Source organism: Amycolatopsis sp. 505, from assembly GCF_031625235.1.
Lineage (GTDB): Bacteria > Actinomycetota > Actinomycetes > Mycobacteriales > Pseudonocardiaceae > Amycolatopsis.
In genome coordinates this window covers 650,968-665,565 of record NZ_JACKQP010000003.1, presented here as the reverse complement: position 1 = coordinate 665,565, position 14,598 = coordinate 650,968, and the positions used below count along the sequence as shown (strand labels likewise).

At 72.6% G+C, this 14,598-nt stretch carries 18 protein-coding genes; 11 read left to right on the top strand and 7 right to left on the bottom strand.

Features of this window, described 5'->3' with window-relative positions:
- Nucleotides 1–34: 34 nt before the first annotated feature.
- The 5 genes from H5965_RS14620 to H5965_RS14600 all read left to right on the top strand — a co-directional run bounded on the left by H5965_RS14620 (nt 35) and on the right by H5965_RS14600 (nt 3,246).
- A complete protein-coding gene (locus H5965_RS14620; protein ID WP_310970258.1) occupies nt 35–1,420 on the top strand; it encodes a ferric reductase-like transmembrane domain-containing protein in 1,386 nt (461 codons plus the stop codon).
- A 15-nt stretch (nt 1,421–1,435) separates the two neighbouring features.
- Entirely contained in the window at nt 1,436–1,873 is a 438-nt protein-coding gene (locus tag H5965_RS14615) for an FMN-binding protein (RefSeq protein ID WP_310970257.1), read from the top strand.
- Nucleotides 1,870–2,289 carry a hypothetical protein gene (locus tag H5965_RS14610; protein ID WP_310970255.1) on the top strand — a complete coding sequence of 140 codons (420 nt, stop codon included), beginning with the start codon at nt 1,870–1,872 and terminating at the stop codon, nt 2,287–2,289. The genes H5965_RS14615 and H5965_RS14610 overlap by 4 nt, the downstream gene beginning before the upstream one ends.
- 45 nt (nt 2,290–2,334) lie before the next feature.
- Nucleotides 2,335–2,841 carry a DUF2231 domain-containing protein gene (locus H5965_RS14605; protein WP_310970253.1) on the top strand — a complete coding sequence of 169 codons (507 nt, stop codon included), beginning with the start codon at nt 2,335–2,337 and terminating at the stop codon, nt 2,839–2,841.
- 186 nt (nt 2,842–3,027) lie between these two features.
- Nucleotides 3,028–3,246: a hypothetical protein gene (locus H5965_RS14600; RefSeq protein ID WP_091310454.1), complete on the top strand. Its 219-nt coding sequence runs from the start codon at nt 3,028–3,030 to the stop codon at nt 3,244–3,246.
- A 17-nt stretch (nt 3,247–3,263) separates the two neighbouring features.
- On the opposite strand, the gene H5965_RS14595 is transcribed toward H5965_RS14600, so the two are convergent.
- The 5 genes from H5965_RS14595 to H5965_RS14575 are packed head-to-tail and all read right to left on the bottom strand — an operon-like array spanning nt 3,264 to nt 7,693.
- Nucleotides 3,264–3,737 (bottom strand): hydrogenase maturation protease, encoded by a 474-nt coding sequence (locus tag H5965_RS14595; RefSeq protein ID WP_310970250.1) that lies wholly within the window; start codon nt 3,735–3,737, stop codon nt 3,264–3,266.
- Nucleotides 3,734–5,026 (bottom strand): Ni/Fe hydrogenase subunit alpha, encoded by a 1,293-nt coding sequence (locus tag H5965_RS14590; RefSeq protein WP_310970249.1) that lies wholly within the window; start codon nt 5,024–5,026, stop codon nt 3,734–3,736. The genes H5965_RS14595 and H5965_RS14590 overlap by 4 nt, the downstream gene beginning before the upstream one ends.
- Nucleotides 5,023–5,775, bottom strand: coding sequence for an oxidoreductase (locus H5965_RS14585; RefSeq protein ID WP_310970247.1), 753 nt, complete (start codon nt 5,773–5,775; stop codon nt 5,023–5,025). The genes H5965_RS14590 and H5965_RS14585 overlap by 4 nt, the downstream gene beginning before the upstream one ends.
- Nucleotides 5,775–6,587: an FAD/NAD(P)-binding protein gene (locus tag H5965_RS14580; RefSeq protein ID WP_310970245.1), complete on the bottom strand. Its 813-nt coding sequence runs from the start codon at nt 6,585–6,587 to the stop codon at nt 5,775–5,777. Before H5965_RS14580 ends, H5965_RS14585 begins: the two co-directional genes overlap by 1 nt.
- Nucleotides 6,584–7,693: a 4Fe-4S dicluster domain-containing protein gene (locus tag H5965_RS14575; RefSeq protein WP_310970243.1), complete on the bottom strand. Its 1,110-nt coding sequence runs from the start codon at nt 7,691–7,693 to the stop codon at nt 6,584–6,586. Before H5965_RS14575 ends, H5965_RS14580 begins: the two co-directional genes overlap by 4 nt.
- Nucleotides 7,694–7,829: 136 nt before the next feature.
- Here H5965_RS14575 and hypF point away from each other — a divergent pair, with 136 nt between their 5' ends.
- The 6 genes from hypF to H5965_RS14545 all read left to right on the top strand — a co-directional run bounded on the left by hypF (nt 7,830) and on the right by H5965_RS14545 (nt 13,344).
- On the top strand, nt 7,830–10,115 hold the full coding sequence (hypF, locus tag H5965_RS14570; RefSeq protein WP_310970242.1) for a carbamoyltransferase HypF: 2,286 nt from the start codon (nt 7,830–7,832) through the stop codon (nt 10,113–10,115).
- A gap of 5 nt (nt 10,116–10,120) precedes the next feature.
- On the top strand, nt 10,121–10,381 hold the full coding sequence (locus tag H5965_RS14565; RefSeq protein ID WP_091319689.1) for a HypC/HybG/HupF family hydrogenase formation chaperone: 261 nt from the start codon (nt 10,121–10,123) through the stop codon (nt 10,379–10,381).
- Nucleotides 10,378–11,484: a hydrogenase formation protein HypD gene (gene hypD, locus H5965_RS14560; protein WP_310970239.1), complete on the top strand. Its 1,107-nt coding sequence runs from the start codon at nt 10,378–10,380 to the stop codon at nt 11,482–11,484. Before H5965_RS14565 ends, hypD begins: the two co-directional genes overlap by 4 nt.
- Nucleotides 11,481–11,915: an AIR synthase related protein gene (locus tag H5965_RS14555; protein WP_310970238.1), complete on the top strand. Its 435-nt coding sequence runs from the start codon at nt 11,481–11,483 to the stop codon at nt 11,913–11,915. Before hypD ends, H5965_RS14555 begins: the two co-directional genes overlap by 4 nt.
- 63 nt (nt 11,916–11,978) lie before the next feature.
- Nucleotides 11,979–12,794, top strand: coding sequence for an endonuclease/exonuclease/phosphatase family protein (locus H5965_RS14550; protein WP_310970237.1), 816 nt, complete (start codon nt 11,979–11,981; stop codon nt 12,792–12,794).
- A gap of 55 nt (nt 12,795–12,849) precedes the next feature.
- On the top strand, nt 12,850–13,344 hold the full coding sequence (locus H5965_RS14545; RefSeq protein WP_310970236.1) for an NUDIX domain-containing protein: 495 nt from the start codon (nt 12,850–12,852) through the stop codon (nt 13,342–13,344).
- Nucleotides 13,345–13,358: 14 nt separating this feature from the next.
- Here H5965_RS14545 and H5965_RS14540 read toward each other — a convergent pair whose 3' ends face one another.
- Together H5965_RS14540 and H5965_RS14535 are read right to left on the bottom strand one after the other, a co-directional pair.
- Nucleotides 13,359–13,697, bottom strand: a complete 339-nt coding sequence (locus tag H5965_RS14540) for a hypothetical protein (RefSeq protein ID WP_310970234.1) — start codon at nt 13,695–13,697, stop codon at nt 13,359–13,361.
- A gap of 232 nt (nt 13,698–13,929) precedes the next feature.
- The gene (locus H5965_RS14535) at nt 13,930–14,595 is read right to left on the bottom strand and encodes a GNAT family N-acetyltransferase (protein ID WP_310970232.1); all 666 of its coding nucleotides are present in this window, start codon (nt 14,593–14,595) and stop codon (nt 13,930–13,932) included.
- Nucleotides 14,596–14,598 lie beyond the last annotated feature (3 nt).

Genomic DNA, 14,598 nt, shown 5'->3' with positions numbered 1-14,598 from the left:
GAAGGGTGGATGGCGATCACCCCCGAGGAGCCCGATGTCCACCACCATGCTGTCCGCCCGCCGCGTCACGCGGCCTGTGACCCGCGTGTGGTGGCGGGACGCCGCCGGGCTGACGGCCTGGCTGAGCGTGCTGTTCGTGGTCGCGCTCTGGGTGTCCGGCCGCGGCGTGCAGGACCTCGGCGCGGACTTCTTCACCTCCACCGGACGGCTCACCGGCCTGTTGTCCGCGGACCTCCTGCTGCTGCACCTGCTGCTCATGGCGCGGATCCCCTGGGTCGAGCGCAGCTACGGCCAGGACGAGCTCGCCCGGCGGCACCGGATCGCCGGCTTCACGTCGATCACGCTGCTGGCCGCGCACTTGGCGCTCATCACCCTCGGCTACGCCGCCACCGACCGCTCCGGCGTCCTGGGCGAAGCCTGGGCGCTGGTGACGACCTATCCGGGCATGCTCCTGGCCGCCGCCGGGACCGCCGCGCTGGGCATGGTCGCCGTGACGTCGGTCCGCGCCGCCCGGCGGCGGCTGCGCTACGAGTCCTGGCACCTGCTGCACCTCTACGCCTACCTCGGCGCCGGGCTGGCACTGCCGCACCAACTGTGGACCGGCGCCGACTTCACGGCTTCGCCGGTCGCGACGGCGTTCTGGTGGACCGCCTACGCCGCGGCCGCGGGTGCCGTGCTGGTGTTCCGCGTCGCGCGGCCGGTGTGGCTCAACGCGCGGCACCGGCTGGTCGTCGAGCGGGTCGTCCCCGAAGGCCGCGGGGTCGTCTCGGTGTACCTGCGCGGCCGCGACCTCGACCGGCTGCCTGTCGCGGCGGGCCAGTTCTTCGTCTGGCGCTTCCCCGACGGCCCCGGCTGGACCCGGGGCAAACCGTTCTCGCTCTCGGCCGCCCCGGACGGGTACCGGCTGCGAATCACCGCGAAGGACCTCGGCCCGGGCAGCCGACGCCTGGCCGCGCTCCAGCCTGGCACGCGAGCGTTCTTCGAAGGCCCGTACGGCCGGCTGACCGGCACTGTCCGGAAAGGACGGAAGATCGCGCTGTTCGGTTCGGGCATCGGGATCACGCCGTTGCGCGCGTTGCTGGAGGAACTGCCCTACCACCCCGGGGACGCGGTGCTGTTCCAGCGTGCCGGGCACCAGGCGGACCTGTTCTTCCGGCGCGAGCTCGAAGACCTCGCCGTCCGCCGCGGGGTCCGCGTCCACTACCTGCTCGGCCCGCGTTCGCGGGATCGGGCGTCCTGGCTGCCCGCCGGGTACGCCCCGGTGCCCGACGAGCAGGTGCTGCGCCACCTCGTACCCGACATCGCCGACCATGACGTCTACGTCTGCGGTCCCGACGCTTGGACCGTCGCGGTACTCGGCAGCGTACGTCGCGCCGGTGTTCCCGCGGACCGCGTCCACTGCGAACGGTTCGCCTGGTAGGAAAGGAGACGCCCGATGCGCCGGATCGCCATCGCCGCCGCGGCGACCGTGTCCGTCGTCGTGCTGCTGTTCAGCTACCGCACGAGCACGGACGCCACGCCCGTCGCCACCGGCCGGACCCAGCCGTCCCGTACGGCGAGCCCGGCCACCACCGCGACAGGTGCGGCGGCCACCGGTGACGGGACGTTCACCGGCGACGCCGCCGACACCCGCTACGGCCCGGTCCAGGTCCGGATCACCGTCTCCGGCGGCCGGATCACCGCGGCGGACGCAATCGAGTACCCGCAGGAAAGCGGCCGCGACGTCCGGATCAACTCCGCAGCCGTGCCGGAGCTGAACCAGGAGACCCTGCAAGCGCAGAGCGCGCAGATCGATACCGTCAGCGGCGCCACCTACACCTCCGAGGGCTACCAGCAGTCCCTGCAGTCGGCGATCGACCAGGCTCACCGGTGACCAGCGCACCCCGGCGGTCCTGGACGCGGCCCGTCATGGGCACCCAGGCCAGCCTGCACCTGCGCGGCCGGCGCATCGACTCCGACGCGGGCGTCGAACCGGCCGTGGCGGCGGTGTTCGGGCACCTGCGAGCCGCCGACGAGCTGTTCAGCACCTACCGGCCCGGCAGCCAGGTGAGCGCGCTCCGCCGCGGCGAGCTCCCCCGCGGAACGGCCGCCCGCGGCCCCCAAGTCGTCGACCCGCACACCGGCACTGACCCCGGCGGACTGCAGGCCGTTACGGTCACCGGGCCGACGCTCCTGTGGGCCGACGTGTTCGCCACGGCCGCCTTCGCCCGGGGCGGCGAGGACGTCGCGGAATGGGTCGCCACCCGGGCGCCTGGTTACGAAGTCGCCGCACTTGCCCGAGCGCCCTGAGAGAGTCCGCGTCCAAGCCCCCCGCATCCCTCCACAAAGGACACCATGACCACCGTCAACGGTCTGCCCGCCCACATCCTGCTCGTGCACGCCATCGTCGTGCTGCTGCCGCTTTCGGCTCTGCTCCTGGTCCTCAGCGCGCTGTGGCCGGCCGCACGCGGCAAGCTCGCCGGGCCCAACGCGATCCTCTCGGTCCTCGTCGTCATCTTGGTCCCGATCACCACCGAGGCGGGCGAGTGGCTCGAACGCCGGGTCGCGCGGACCCCGCTGGTCCGCACCCACACCGAGCTCGGCGACACGGCGCTCTGGGTGGCGCTCCCGGTGGCCGTGCTCGCCCTGCTGGTGTGGTGGCGCCAGCGCGAAACCCGGCGGCCGGGCCGCACGTTCCTGGGCCCGGCGTCGACGACCGTCACGGTGGTGCTCTCGGTGCTGTCCATCGCAGCCGCCGGCGCGGCGGTCGTCGACATCTACCGCATCGGCGACTCCGGCGCCCAGGCCACCTGGCAGGGCCAGTTCAGCACCGCACCGGCATCGGAAGGGCGGGACCGCTGATCCCGCCTTTCCGATGGCACCGGTTGCCCCCCGCCGGTTGTTCCGCGCGCGTGGCAGTCCGCGGGTCTGCGGCGCGGCAGTTTCACGGGAGACGCTCCCGGGTAACCGGAGTCGTTCGCGCTCCTGCGGAGGGTCGCTGGTCCCAGGAGTTCGCGTCGGTGTGGGCGGACCGGAGGAGGCTGGCCGATGGCACACGGTGGGCTCCCGATCCCCGACGGCCCGCTCGGTGAGGAAGCGTTCCCGGAGGGCGCGTCGGTCCATGTCATCGGCGGTCAGTACCGCGACGCCCGCGGAGTGGTGATCGCCAAGGACCCCGATTTGCGACCGGGCTCCGTATGGGTTCGGCTCACCGACGGCAGGCAGGTCCTCGTCCCCGGTTACCGCCTCTCACCGGACGCACCGTGAACCCGTTCGGCGCCCGACTACCCGGTGACAGGTGACTCGCCGGGGTTTCCCAACCGGTCCCGCACCGCGCGGACCACCTCGGGGACCGCGGCCTGCACCGCCGGGGTCAAGCCGGTACCCAGACCGAGCTCCGCAGCTTCCACGGCGTACACGACCAGCTCTTTCGGCACCCGGCCGAGCGCGGCGCCGAGCCGGACCGCGTCCGGGATGCCCAGTGCGTGCGAGCTGGCCGGCACTGCCCGGGGTGGCCAGCCATCCACGGTGGACGTCCACACGCGACCCGGCGTGGCCGGCTCGCACAGCACAGCGTCCACGACCACCGCGGTGTCCACCTCGGACCACGCGTCGAGCAGGGCCGCCGGCTCGCCGTCGCACAGGACAGTGCGGACACCGGGGATCGGGTCCGCGTCCAGCGCGGCCAGCACCGCCACCGCGACCCCGTCGTCGCGGCGGTATTCGTTGCCCACGCCGATCACCACCGCCCGGGTCACCGGCCCTCCCAGGTGATGTCCAGGAAGTGCGCGGCGCACGAGATGCAGGGGTCGTAGTTGCGGATCGTGCGTTCGGCCAGCGTGGTCAGCTCGGCGTCGCCCAGGTCGAGGTGGTCCTCGACGACCCGCCTCAGGTCGGCTTCGATCACGGCCTGGTTCTGCGAGGTCGGCGGGACGATCGTCGCGGCGCGGATCAGCCCGTCGGGGCCGAGTTCGTAGCGGTGGTACAGCGTACCTCGCGGTGCTTCGCTGATCCCGTGGCCGGTTCCGGCGCGCGGTGGTACCTCGACGAAGGCGCGTGGCGGACGTTCCCACGCCTCGATGATCCGCAGCGCTTCCTCGATCGCGTACACGATCTCGACCCCGCGGACGAGGATGCTGCGGAACGGGTTGCGGCACGCCGGCCCCAAACCGGCCTCGGCCGCTGCCTGCCGGGCGGTCTCGGACAGCTGGGCCGAGTTGAGGGTGTAGCGCGCGAGCGGCCCGGTCAGGTAGCGGTGGCCGTCGAGTGCGGCGTGCAGCGCCGTCGAGTGCGGGACATGGGTTTCGACGACGTGCTCCGGGAACTCGCGCGGGGTGAACGCCAGACCCGAGGCGGTGTGCAGGGTGCCGTCCGCGATGGCGTAGCGGCCCGGCTCGGCCGCGGCCAGCAGGTCGTCGTCCAGTTCCCCGTCGGGGAAGTCGAACCCGGCGGTCCACCGCACGGTCGCGAGGGCGTCGTCGAGGGCCCGCCGCAGTGTTTCGGCGAGCGGGCGGAGGTCCGCGCGCGTGGGCAGCGAGTAGAACCCGCCGACCCGGACGTTGACCGGGTGGATCGCCCGGCCGCCGATCGTCTCCAGCAGCGTGTTCCCGGCCTTCTTCAGCGCCAGGCCGCGTTCGACGACGTCGCGGTGCCGGGTGGCGAGGCTGATCGCGTCCGGGTGGCCGAGGAAGTCCGGGGCGTGCAGCAGGTAGATGTGCAGGGCGTGGCTGGAAATCCATTCACCGCAGTAGAGCAGCCGCCGTGCGGCGGCGATCCCGGGGTCGAGGGTGACGCCGCAGGCGTCTTCGATCGCGTTGCACGCGCTGGTCTGGTAGGCCACCGGGCAGATCCCGCAGATCCGCGCGGTGATGTCCGGCGGTTCGGTGTGCGCCCGGCCGCGCAGGAACGCCTCGAAGAACCGTGGTGGCTCGTAGATGTTCAGCTCGGCCCGTTCGACCCGCCCGTCGGCGATCCGCACGCGCAGCGCGCCTTCGCCTTCGACCCGGGCCAGCGAGCTGACCTTCAGCTGCCGGCTGCGGTGGCTCACGGTTCCTCCCGGCGCGTTTCCGTGACGGTGAAGGTGCTGAAGACGCGGTCGACGTCGTCCTCGCTCATCCCGCGCGAGCGCAGCAGCGGGATCAACACCGGGGTGTTGGGTTTCGCCATCGGCCCGAAGCACCCGAAACAGCCACGGCCGACACCCGGGCAGAGCGCCCCACAGCCTGCCCGGGTGACCGGGCCGAGGCAGGGCGTGTCGCCGGCGACCAGCAGGCAGGTGAGCCCGCGGCGCTTGCAGTCGGTGCAGACGCTGGTGTCCGGCAGGTCGGGGGCGCGCCCGGCGAGCAGCGCGGTGATCGTGCCGAGCAGCTGGCCGCGGTCGATCGGGCAGCCGTGCAGCTCGTAGTCCACCGGGACGTGCGCGGCCACCGGCGTGGACGTCGCCAGCGTGTCGATGTACTGCGGGTGCGCGTACACGATCGAGGCGAACTCCCTGACGTCGGCGAAGTTCCGCAGGGCCTGGACGCCACCCGCGGTCGCGCAGGCCCCGATCGTGACGAGCACCTTCGAGGCGGCCCGGACCTCCTGGATGCGGCGCAGGTCTCCCGGCGTGGTGATCGACCCTTCGACGAGCGACACGTCGTAGGGACCGGGGAGGACGGTGCTGGAGGCTTCGAGGAAGTGCGCGATCCGTACCCTTCCGGCCAGCTCCAGCAGCTCGTCTTCGCAGTCGAGCAGGGTCAGCTGGCAGCCGTCGCAGGAGGCGAACTTCCAGACGGCCAGCGTCGGCGTCGTCATCACAGCTCCTTCATGGCGAGCAGCGGGCCCGCGACGGTGTAGTCGACGACCGGGCCGTCCCGGCAGACCAGCAGCGGCCCGAGCTGGCAGTGGCCGCACAGGCCGATGCCGCACTTCATCGCGCGTTCCAGGGAAACCCGGATCGCCGCGGCGGGAACTTCCTTCGCCAGCAGGATTTCCGCGCACGCGCGCATCATCGGCTCCGGCCCGCAGAGGAACGCGCGGGTCTGCCCGGGGTCGAGGTCCAGCGCCGACAGCGGTTCCGTCACGAAGCCGACCGGCCCGGTCCAGCCCTCGGCCGGCCGGTCGATCGTCCGCACCACCTCGACGTCGTGCCGCCGCGCCCAGGCGGCCAGCTCGTGCGGGAACAGGAACTCCGCCGGGGTCCGGGCCCCGGCCACGACGACCAACCGGCGGTACTGGGCCCGGTCGTCGAGCACCGCCGTGAGCACCGGCCGCAGCGGGCACAATCCGGCCCCGCCGGCGACGATCACGACGTCGTGCCCGGCCGCGTCCTCGACGTTCCAGCTCGTGCCGTACGGGCCGCGCACGCCGACGACCCGGCCCGGGGTCAGGTCGTGCAGGGCGCGGCTGACCGCGCCGACGGCGCGGATGGTGTGCATCGGCCCGGGGCCGCTGACCGAGATCGCCACCTCGCCGATCCCGGGGGCGTACAGCATCATGAACTGCCCGAGGCGCGCCTCGGGCACCGGTTCGCCGACCGGCTCCAGCCGGACGGTCACCGAGTCGGCGGTCTCCACGACCCGCCCGGCGACCCGGTACGGCACCGGCACCATCGGTTCGGCCGTCACGAGCAGCCCCCGGCCAGCTTCGCCGCTTCCTCGGTGATGTCGATCCCCGCCGGGCACCAGGCGATGCACCGGCCGCACCCGACGCAGCCGGACGTCCCGAACTGCTCGTGCCACGTACCGAGCTTGTGGCTGAACCACTGGCGGTAGCGGCTCGACCCGGAGGTCCGGACACTGCCGCCGTGCACGTAGGAGAAATCGAGTTCGAAGCAGGATGCCCAGCGCTGGTGGCGTTCGGCGTGCTCGCCGGACAGGTCGGTGACGTCCTCGGTGGTGGTGCAGAAGCACGTCGGGCACACCATGGTGCAGTTGCCACAGGTGAGGCAGCGGCTCGCCACCTCATCCCACTGCGGCGACTCCCGGCTTTTCCGGATCACCGACGGCAGATCGGCGGCCGGCATGGCCCGGCCCATCCGGTCCGCGGCGGCCGCGACGGCTTCCCGGGCCGCACGGACTTCGGCACCGCGGGCCGGCCGGGTGCCGACCTGGGCCAGCAGGCGCGCGCCGTCCGGGCTGCCGACGTCGACGACGAACCGGTGCCCGTCTTCGTCGACGCGCTCGGTGAGGCCCAGGTCGTACCCGGGGCCGGCCGCGGGGCCGGTGCCCATGGACGCGCAGAAGCACACTTCGCCCGGCTCGGTGCAGTTGGCGGCGATGATGAACAGGTCGGCACGGCGACGCCGGTATGAGCCGTCGGGGTGCGCGCCGCCGCCGAGCACCCGATCGAGGACGGCGATCGCGGCGAGGTCGCACCCGCGCACGCCCAGGAACGCGTAACGCGGCTGCTGGGGCTCCTCGACCGTGAACCGGCCGTCCGCGGTGGCTTCGAAGAGCTTGCGACGCGGCGGGTGGAGCCAGCGCTTCCAGCCCTGAGGGCCGGCCGAATGCCCGAACACGGCGCTGTCGGCGCGCCGGCGGAGCCGGTAGTGGCCCGGTCCGGTGCTGACGCCCCAGCCGACCGGGAGCTGTTCGGCCGACTCGAGCTCGGCGAGCACGATCGCGTCGTCGCGCACGGTCGGGCCGATCACCCGGTAGCCGTCAAGGATCAGCGCCTCCACCAGCCCGCCAAGTCCCGCGAGGTCGATCGTCACCGTGCCGTCGCTCGTCATCCGGACCTCCCGGAGCCACTGAACCGGCGACGCCGCGAACGGGCCTAGGGCCGAAGGTCACCGCCACGGGTACTTCGTGCCCTGTCCGCCGGACGGCCCGGAGGGGAACCGTGGTGGTCCGGACGCGGGAGGTGGGATGGCGGAGACACCGAGCGGTGACCGGGTGCGGATCGACGTGCGCGGAACCGTGCAGGGTGTCGGGTTCCGGCCGTTCGTCCACCGCCTGGCCACCGAGCTGGGCGTGGGCGGGGACGTGCGCAACGCCGGGGGCCACGTCGTGATCCGCGCGGCGGGCGGCCGGGTGGCCGACTTCGTCGCCGGGCTCACCACTTCAGCGCCTCCGCAGGCCCGCGTCACCGGCATCGACGTCACCGCGCTGGCCGACCGGATCTCGCTCGGCCCCGGCTTCCGTGTCGCGGCCAGCGTCGAGGGCCGCGGGGGTGAGGTGCCGCCGGACCTGGCGACCTGTCCCGAGTGCGTCCGTGAGCTGTTCGACCCGGCCGACCGCCGCTACCGCTACCCGTTCCTCACCTGCACCGCCTGCGGGCCGCGTGCGACCATCCTCGAGCGGCTGCCCTACGACCGCACCCGGACCACCATGCATGCCTTCCCGCTGTGCGCGGCGTGCGCGGCCGAGTACCGGAACCCGGCGGACCGGCGGTTCCACGCTGAGCCCATCGCCTGTCCCACGTGCGGTCCGCGGCTGAGCTGGGCGCCGGACGTGCATGGTGAGGAGGCCCTCGCCGCCGCCTGTGCCGTGCTCGCCGGTGGCGGAATCGTGGCCATGAAGGGACTCGGCGGCTACCAGCTCGTCTGCGACGCCGTCGACGAGTCCGCGGTGCGCCGGATCCGGCAGGTCAAGGACCGGCCCGCGAAGCCGCTTGCCGTTCTGGCCCGCTGCCTCGGCGACGTCGGCTTGCTGTCCGAAGTGGACGAGCAGGCAGCCGGCGTGCTGACGTCGGCCGCGGCGCCGATCGTCCTGCTCTCCCGGCGCCCCGGCGCACCGCTGGCCGACGGCATCGCGCCGGGCCTCGCCGAGATCGGCGTGTTCCTCCCGACCACCCCGCTGCACCACCTGCTGCTGGCCGAGCTCCGCCGCCCCCTGGTCGTCACGAGCGGCAACCGCGCGGGCGGCCCGATGGTCGTCGACGACGCCGAGGCGCTCGCCACCCTCGGGCCGGTGACCGACGGCGTCCTCGCTCACGACCGGCCGATCCGGTCCCGGTCCGACGACTCCGTCGTGCGGCCCCGGCACGGCCGCACCACGACGATCCGGCGGGCCCGCGGGTACGCGCCGGCGCCGCTGCCGCTGCCCTTCGCGGCCCCGGAACCCCTGCTGGCCCTCGGCGCGCAGCTCAAGCACACCTGCGCGCTCGCCCGCGACGGCCTGGCCCACCTCGGCCCGCACACCGGGGACCTGGAGGACGCCCGCACGCTCGCCGCGTTCGAATGCACCGCCGCGGACCTGGTCCGCTGGCTCGACGCCGAACCGGTGTGGTGCGCCCACGACCTGCACCCGGGCTACCTGTCCACGCAGCACGCCCGGCGCTGGCCCGCCGAGCGCCGGATCGGCGTGCAGCACCACCACGCCCACGTCGCCGCCACCGCCGCGGAACACGGCGTCTCGACGCCGTTCGTCGGAGTCGCGCTCGACGGGCTCGGGCTCGGCGACGACGGAACGCTCTGGGGTGGTGAAGTCCTGCTCGCGGGCTACCGGGAGTTCCGGCGGTTCGCCCGGTTCGCCACGGCCCCGCTGCCGGGTGGCGCGGCCGCGGTGCGGCGCCCGGCCCGGATGGCGCTGGGTTACCTCTACGGGGCCGAATCTTTCGACGACACCGTGCCCGGACACCTCGCCGGCTCCCTGCTGACCCGAGTGGACAGTCAGGAACTCGCGGTCGTCCGCACCATGATCGCGCGGGACGTCAACTGTCCGCGTGCCTCCAGCGCCGGACGGCTCTTCGACGCCGTCAGCGCCTTGCTCGGCCTCTGTGACGACAACAGCTACGAGGGCGAAGCGGCCATTCGCTTGGAAGCGGCTGCCATGCGGTACGACGCGCGGAAAGCGCTCGGATGGGAGCTGCACGAGCGGGACGGCCTCTGGGTGTACGACCCGGTCCCCACCCTCCGCGACGCACTGCAGTCCGCGGCGAACGTCCCGGCCGGGGAGGTGGCCGCGCGGTTCCACCGCACCATCGCCGAAGTCGTCGTCACGCTCGCGGTGAAGGCCGCCGACGCCGCGGGGACCGACGTCGTCTGTCTCGGCGGTGGCGTCTTCCAGAACAGCCTGCTCACCGCGAACGTCGTCGACGGGCTCACCGCCGCGGGCCTGCGGCCGCTGACCGGTGCGCGCGTCCCGATGAACGACGGCGGCATCAGCTACGGCCAGGCAGCGATCGCCTGCGCCCGGATGAACGGGAGGTGAGCCCGGTGTGCCTCGGGGTACCCGGCCGGATCGTCGCGCTGACCGACGGCCCGGCCCTGCTCATGGGCACCGTCGACTTCGACGGTGTGCGGCGGCCGGTGTGCCTCGCCTACACCCCCGAAGCCGAGGTGGGCGACTACGTGATCGTGCACGTCGGGTTCGCGATCAGCCAGGTCGACGAGGCCGAAGCCGCCCGGACGCTGGCCGTGCTCCGCGCGATCCCCGACGCACTGGCGGGCGAGCTGGGGCCGGAGTTCGCGTCGTGAAGTACCTCGACGAGTACCGCGACCCCGTCCTGGCCCGCCGGCTGCTGGCCGAGCTGCGGGCGACGGCCACCCGGCCGTGGGCGATCATGGAGGTCTGCGGCGGCCAGACGCACACCCTCGTCCGCCAGGGCATCGACGAGCTGCTGCCGGCCGGCATCCGGATGATCCACGGACCCGGCTGCCCGGTCTGCGTCACCCCGCTGGCCACGATCGACGCAGCAGTCGCCATCGCGGCCCGCCCCGGCGTGATCTTCACCAGCTACGGCGACATGCTCCGGGTGCCCGGCACCGCGGGGGACCTGCTCGGCGTGAAGGCCCGCGGCGGCGACGTCCGGGTCGTGTACACCCCTCTCGACGCGGTCCGGATCGCCCGCGAGCACCCGGACCGGCAGGTCGTCTTCTTCGCCGTGGGGTTCGAAACCACCGCGCCGGCCAACGCCATGGCCGTGCTGCACGCGGCCGCCACCGATCTCGAAAACTTCTCCGTGCTGGTGAGCCACGTCCTGGTGCCACCCGCGATCACGGCGATCCTGGACGCCCCCGACAACCAGGTGCAGGCCTTCCTCGCCGCCGGGCACGTCTGCGCGGTGATGGGCTGGACCGAGTACGAGCCGATCGCCCAGCGCTACCAGGTGCCCATCGTGGTCACCGGGTTCGAGCCGCTGGACCTGCTCGAAGGCATCGTCATGGCGGTGCAGCAGCTCGAAGCCGGGCGCGCGGCCGTGGAGAACCAGTACGCGCGGGCCGTCCGGCGGGAGGGCAACACCGCCGCGCAGCAGGCCGTGCGCCGGGTCTTCCGGGTCGGCGAGCGTACCTGGCGCGGGATCGGCCCGATCCCGGCGAGCGGGCTGGTGCTCACCCCCGAGTTCGCCGCCTTCGACGCCGAAGCGCGCTTCCCGACCGGCGGGACACCCGCGGTCGAGCACCCGGACTGCATTGCCGGGCTAATCCTGCGGGGAACCGCGATCCCCACCGACTGCCCCGCCTACGGCACCCGCTGCACCCCGCTCACCCCGCTCGGCGCACCGATGGTGTCCACCGAAGGCACGTGCGCGGCCTTCCACCACGCGGGCCGCCGGAAGTCCACTGTGGAGGCACGATGACCACCATCGACCCGGAGCGGCTCACCTGCCCGCTCCCCGGTACCGAGACCGAACGAATCCTGCTCGGCCACGGGTCCGGCGGCCGGCTGATGGCCGATCTGATCACGACCGTGATCGCCGGCGAGCTGGGTGAGCGCGGCCCGCTCGAGGACGCCGCGCTCGTCGGCGCCGACCTGGTCGTCAGCACGGACGGCTTCGTGGTCACGCCCCGCTTCTTCCCGGGCGGCGACATCGGTTCGCTGGCCGTGTACGGCACGGTCAACGACCTCGCCATGCGCGGCGCCCGGCCGGTCGCGCTGACGCTGGCGTACGTGCTCGAGGAAGGCCTGCCGCTGGCCGAGCAGCTTTCGCGAAACCCGCGGCTACCTGGCGGCCATGACGTTCCTGCGCGACCAGGGCTGGCCCGTCGAGATGATCGAGTGCGCCGATGATCCCCGGACCACGGCTGGCACCATCGTTGACCTGATCCACCGCACCCTCACGGAGAGCCCGGCATGCCCCTGACCGCCCTCACCCTCAACGTCGGCAACCCCGCCGTCGAACGAGCCTGCCGCCAGCGCGACTGGCTCGCCCACCGCGACGAGGACGTCTTCGTGCTCACCGAGACCGGTTCCGGGCCCGGCACTCGGCTGATCGCCGAGTCCTACCGCGACGCCGGCTGGGCAGTCACGTTCCCCGAGCACCCCGACAAGGAACGCGGCGTCATGCTGCTCTCCCGGTTCGCGTCCACCGTGGACCCGATCGGCGCGGCGATGTCCTACCTTCCTGCCCGGCTGGCCGGCATCGTGCTGGACACCGACAGTGGTCCGCTGCGCATCCTTGGCGCCTACGTCCCTTCTCGCGGCGCCACCGAAGCGAAGACCACCCGCAAGCGCGAGTGGATCGAGTCCTTCCACCGAGCGTACGAAGCCACCGGGGACGCCGCCGCCGTTCTACTGCTTGGTGATCTCAACGTCCTGGAACCCGGGCACGTACCGCCTCACCCAGGGCAGTTCGCGCCATTCGAGACCGCCTTCTACACGGCCCTGACCGACCGGCACGGCCTCATCGACCTCTTCCGCGCGCTGCATCCGACCGCCGTCGAGCACAGCTGGGCCCGCCGCGCCGAACTCGGCTACCGCTACGACCACGCCCACGCCTCCACCACGCTTCTTCCCCGCCTCGCCAGCTGCGTGTACGTCCACAACACGCGCCAGGAGAACCCGGTGCTCACGGATCACTCCGGACTCGCCGTCCAGCTGACTCTCACCGCGCTCGCGCCGCTGATAACCTCCGACCCGGCCGCAGATCGCGAGGCAACGCTGTTCTAGCCAGGGTGCTCGTGCCCGGCCGTCACATCAGCCGCCGAGCCCGAGGACCCACCGGATGACCGTCGCCAGCGAACCGACCCTGCGGGTCGGCGCCCGCGTCCTGCTCCTCAACCGCGCCGACGAGGTCCTGCTCATCCACGCCCGAGACCCGGACAACCCCGATCACCACTGGTGGGAACTTCCCGGTGGCGGCCAAGACCCCGGCGAGAAGCTCCAGGACACCGCCCGCCGCGAGATCGCCGAGGAAACCGGCCTTATCCTCGACGAGATCGGCCGCAAGCTCTGGACCCGCGAAAGCCGCTTCACCTACCGCGGCCGCGAGCACCACCGGCTCGACCATGTGTACTTCGCCCGCACCGGGCACGACTCGCCACAGGTCGCCCTCCGCCACACCGCCAACGAACGCGCCGGCCTCATCGAACGCCGCTGGTGGTCCGCTGCCACGCTGTCACGGTCTACGGACAAGCTGCTGCCGGCCCAACTGCCGGACCTGCTGCAGAGGCTCCTCGACGACCGTTTCCCCAACGCTCCCCTGGCCCTCATTGCCTGAAATCGGCGTCGAGGTCAGGTAGAGCCGTTCGCGAGGTCAACGAGCACCAGGCGCAGCTCGGCGACGTGGTCGTAGCTCAGGTCCACGGAGCTGTCGTGGACGGTCGTTGCGGTGGCAAGAACAGGCCCGTCGACCGTGACCCAATTCTGGACGACGCGAGGTTTGCGCCAACGGCCGAGATCCGCATCCGCGGTGTTGATGTAGTCGAAGTAGCAATCGTCCGCCAGGACGAGATCGAGCGCGGCGATCACCGGCCCGAGGTCGGCAGCCACGAATCCCAGCCGGCGCGCGGACGAGTTCGGCAGCTCCAGCTCAGGCAGCACCACGCCGGCGTGCGCTGGATCTGCTGACACTGCCGCAGCTCCACGTTCAACGGGTGCGCGTGACGCAGGCGAACCCGGTCGGCGAAAGCCTCCATCGTCCACGATCCCGGTGTCGGGTTCGGCACACCCACATTGGCTCCTTCCCTGCCATCCGGCCACGTTCAGGGTAGGAGCGATAGGGACTGCAGCGACGCCGCCACAGACGAACAACCCGAACGGGCGATGCCCGCGGCACAGCTCGATAGGACCGCTCCCGCGGCGCTTACCGTCGGAGATCAGCCTCCCCTGCGTGCACGCATCGCTGACCAGGTCGGCGCATGGCGATCCGGGCACGAAACGACTGCGCCACCGGACCATCCGGCAGCGGCGCCGTCCACCGGTACGACGGCGCCCGAGCCACGGCGGCCGCCACTAGTGTCCGGCCGAAGCCGAGGCGCCGGTAGTTGGCGGCAATGTGGACGTAGTCGAGGGTGGCCGTCCGGCAGCTCGCGCACGGGCTCGCGGTGGCTGCGCCGACCTCGGTGCCGTCGAGATGGAGTTCGATCCGACCGGCCAGCGTCCCCGCGGTCGGCGGACAGGCGACCAAGACGAGCCCATCGGCTGGAGCCGTGCCGGGCGCGTGCTGAATCGTGACGTCGAGGTGCGCCCACTCGGCGAGGCGCCGGGCGGCGGGATCGCAGCCTTCCTGTGCGCGGCAGACTTCGCAGAGCGCTCCGTGCAGCTGATAGCGGTGGCTGTAGGGCTTGAGCTTGTCGTAGAGGTCCAGATCGAGCCGGTGACCACGCAAGCAAACTACGAGCTTGCCGGTCGCCGGCCGGACCGGAATCAGCCCACCGAACTCACCTCGCGCCCCCGCCCGAACGGCACCACTAATCACACCGTCGATCACAGGCCGGCTCACGATGATCCCGGCCGGGATGGGCGCCACCAC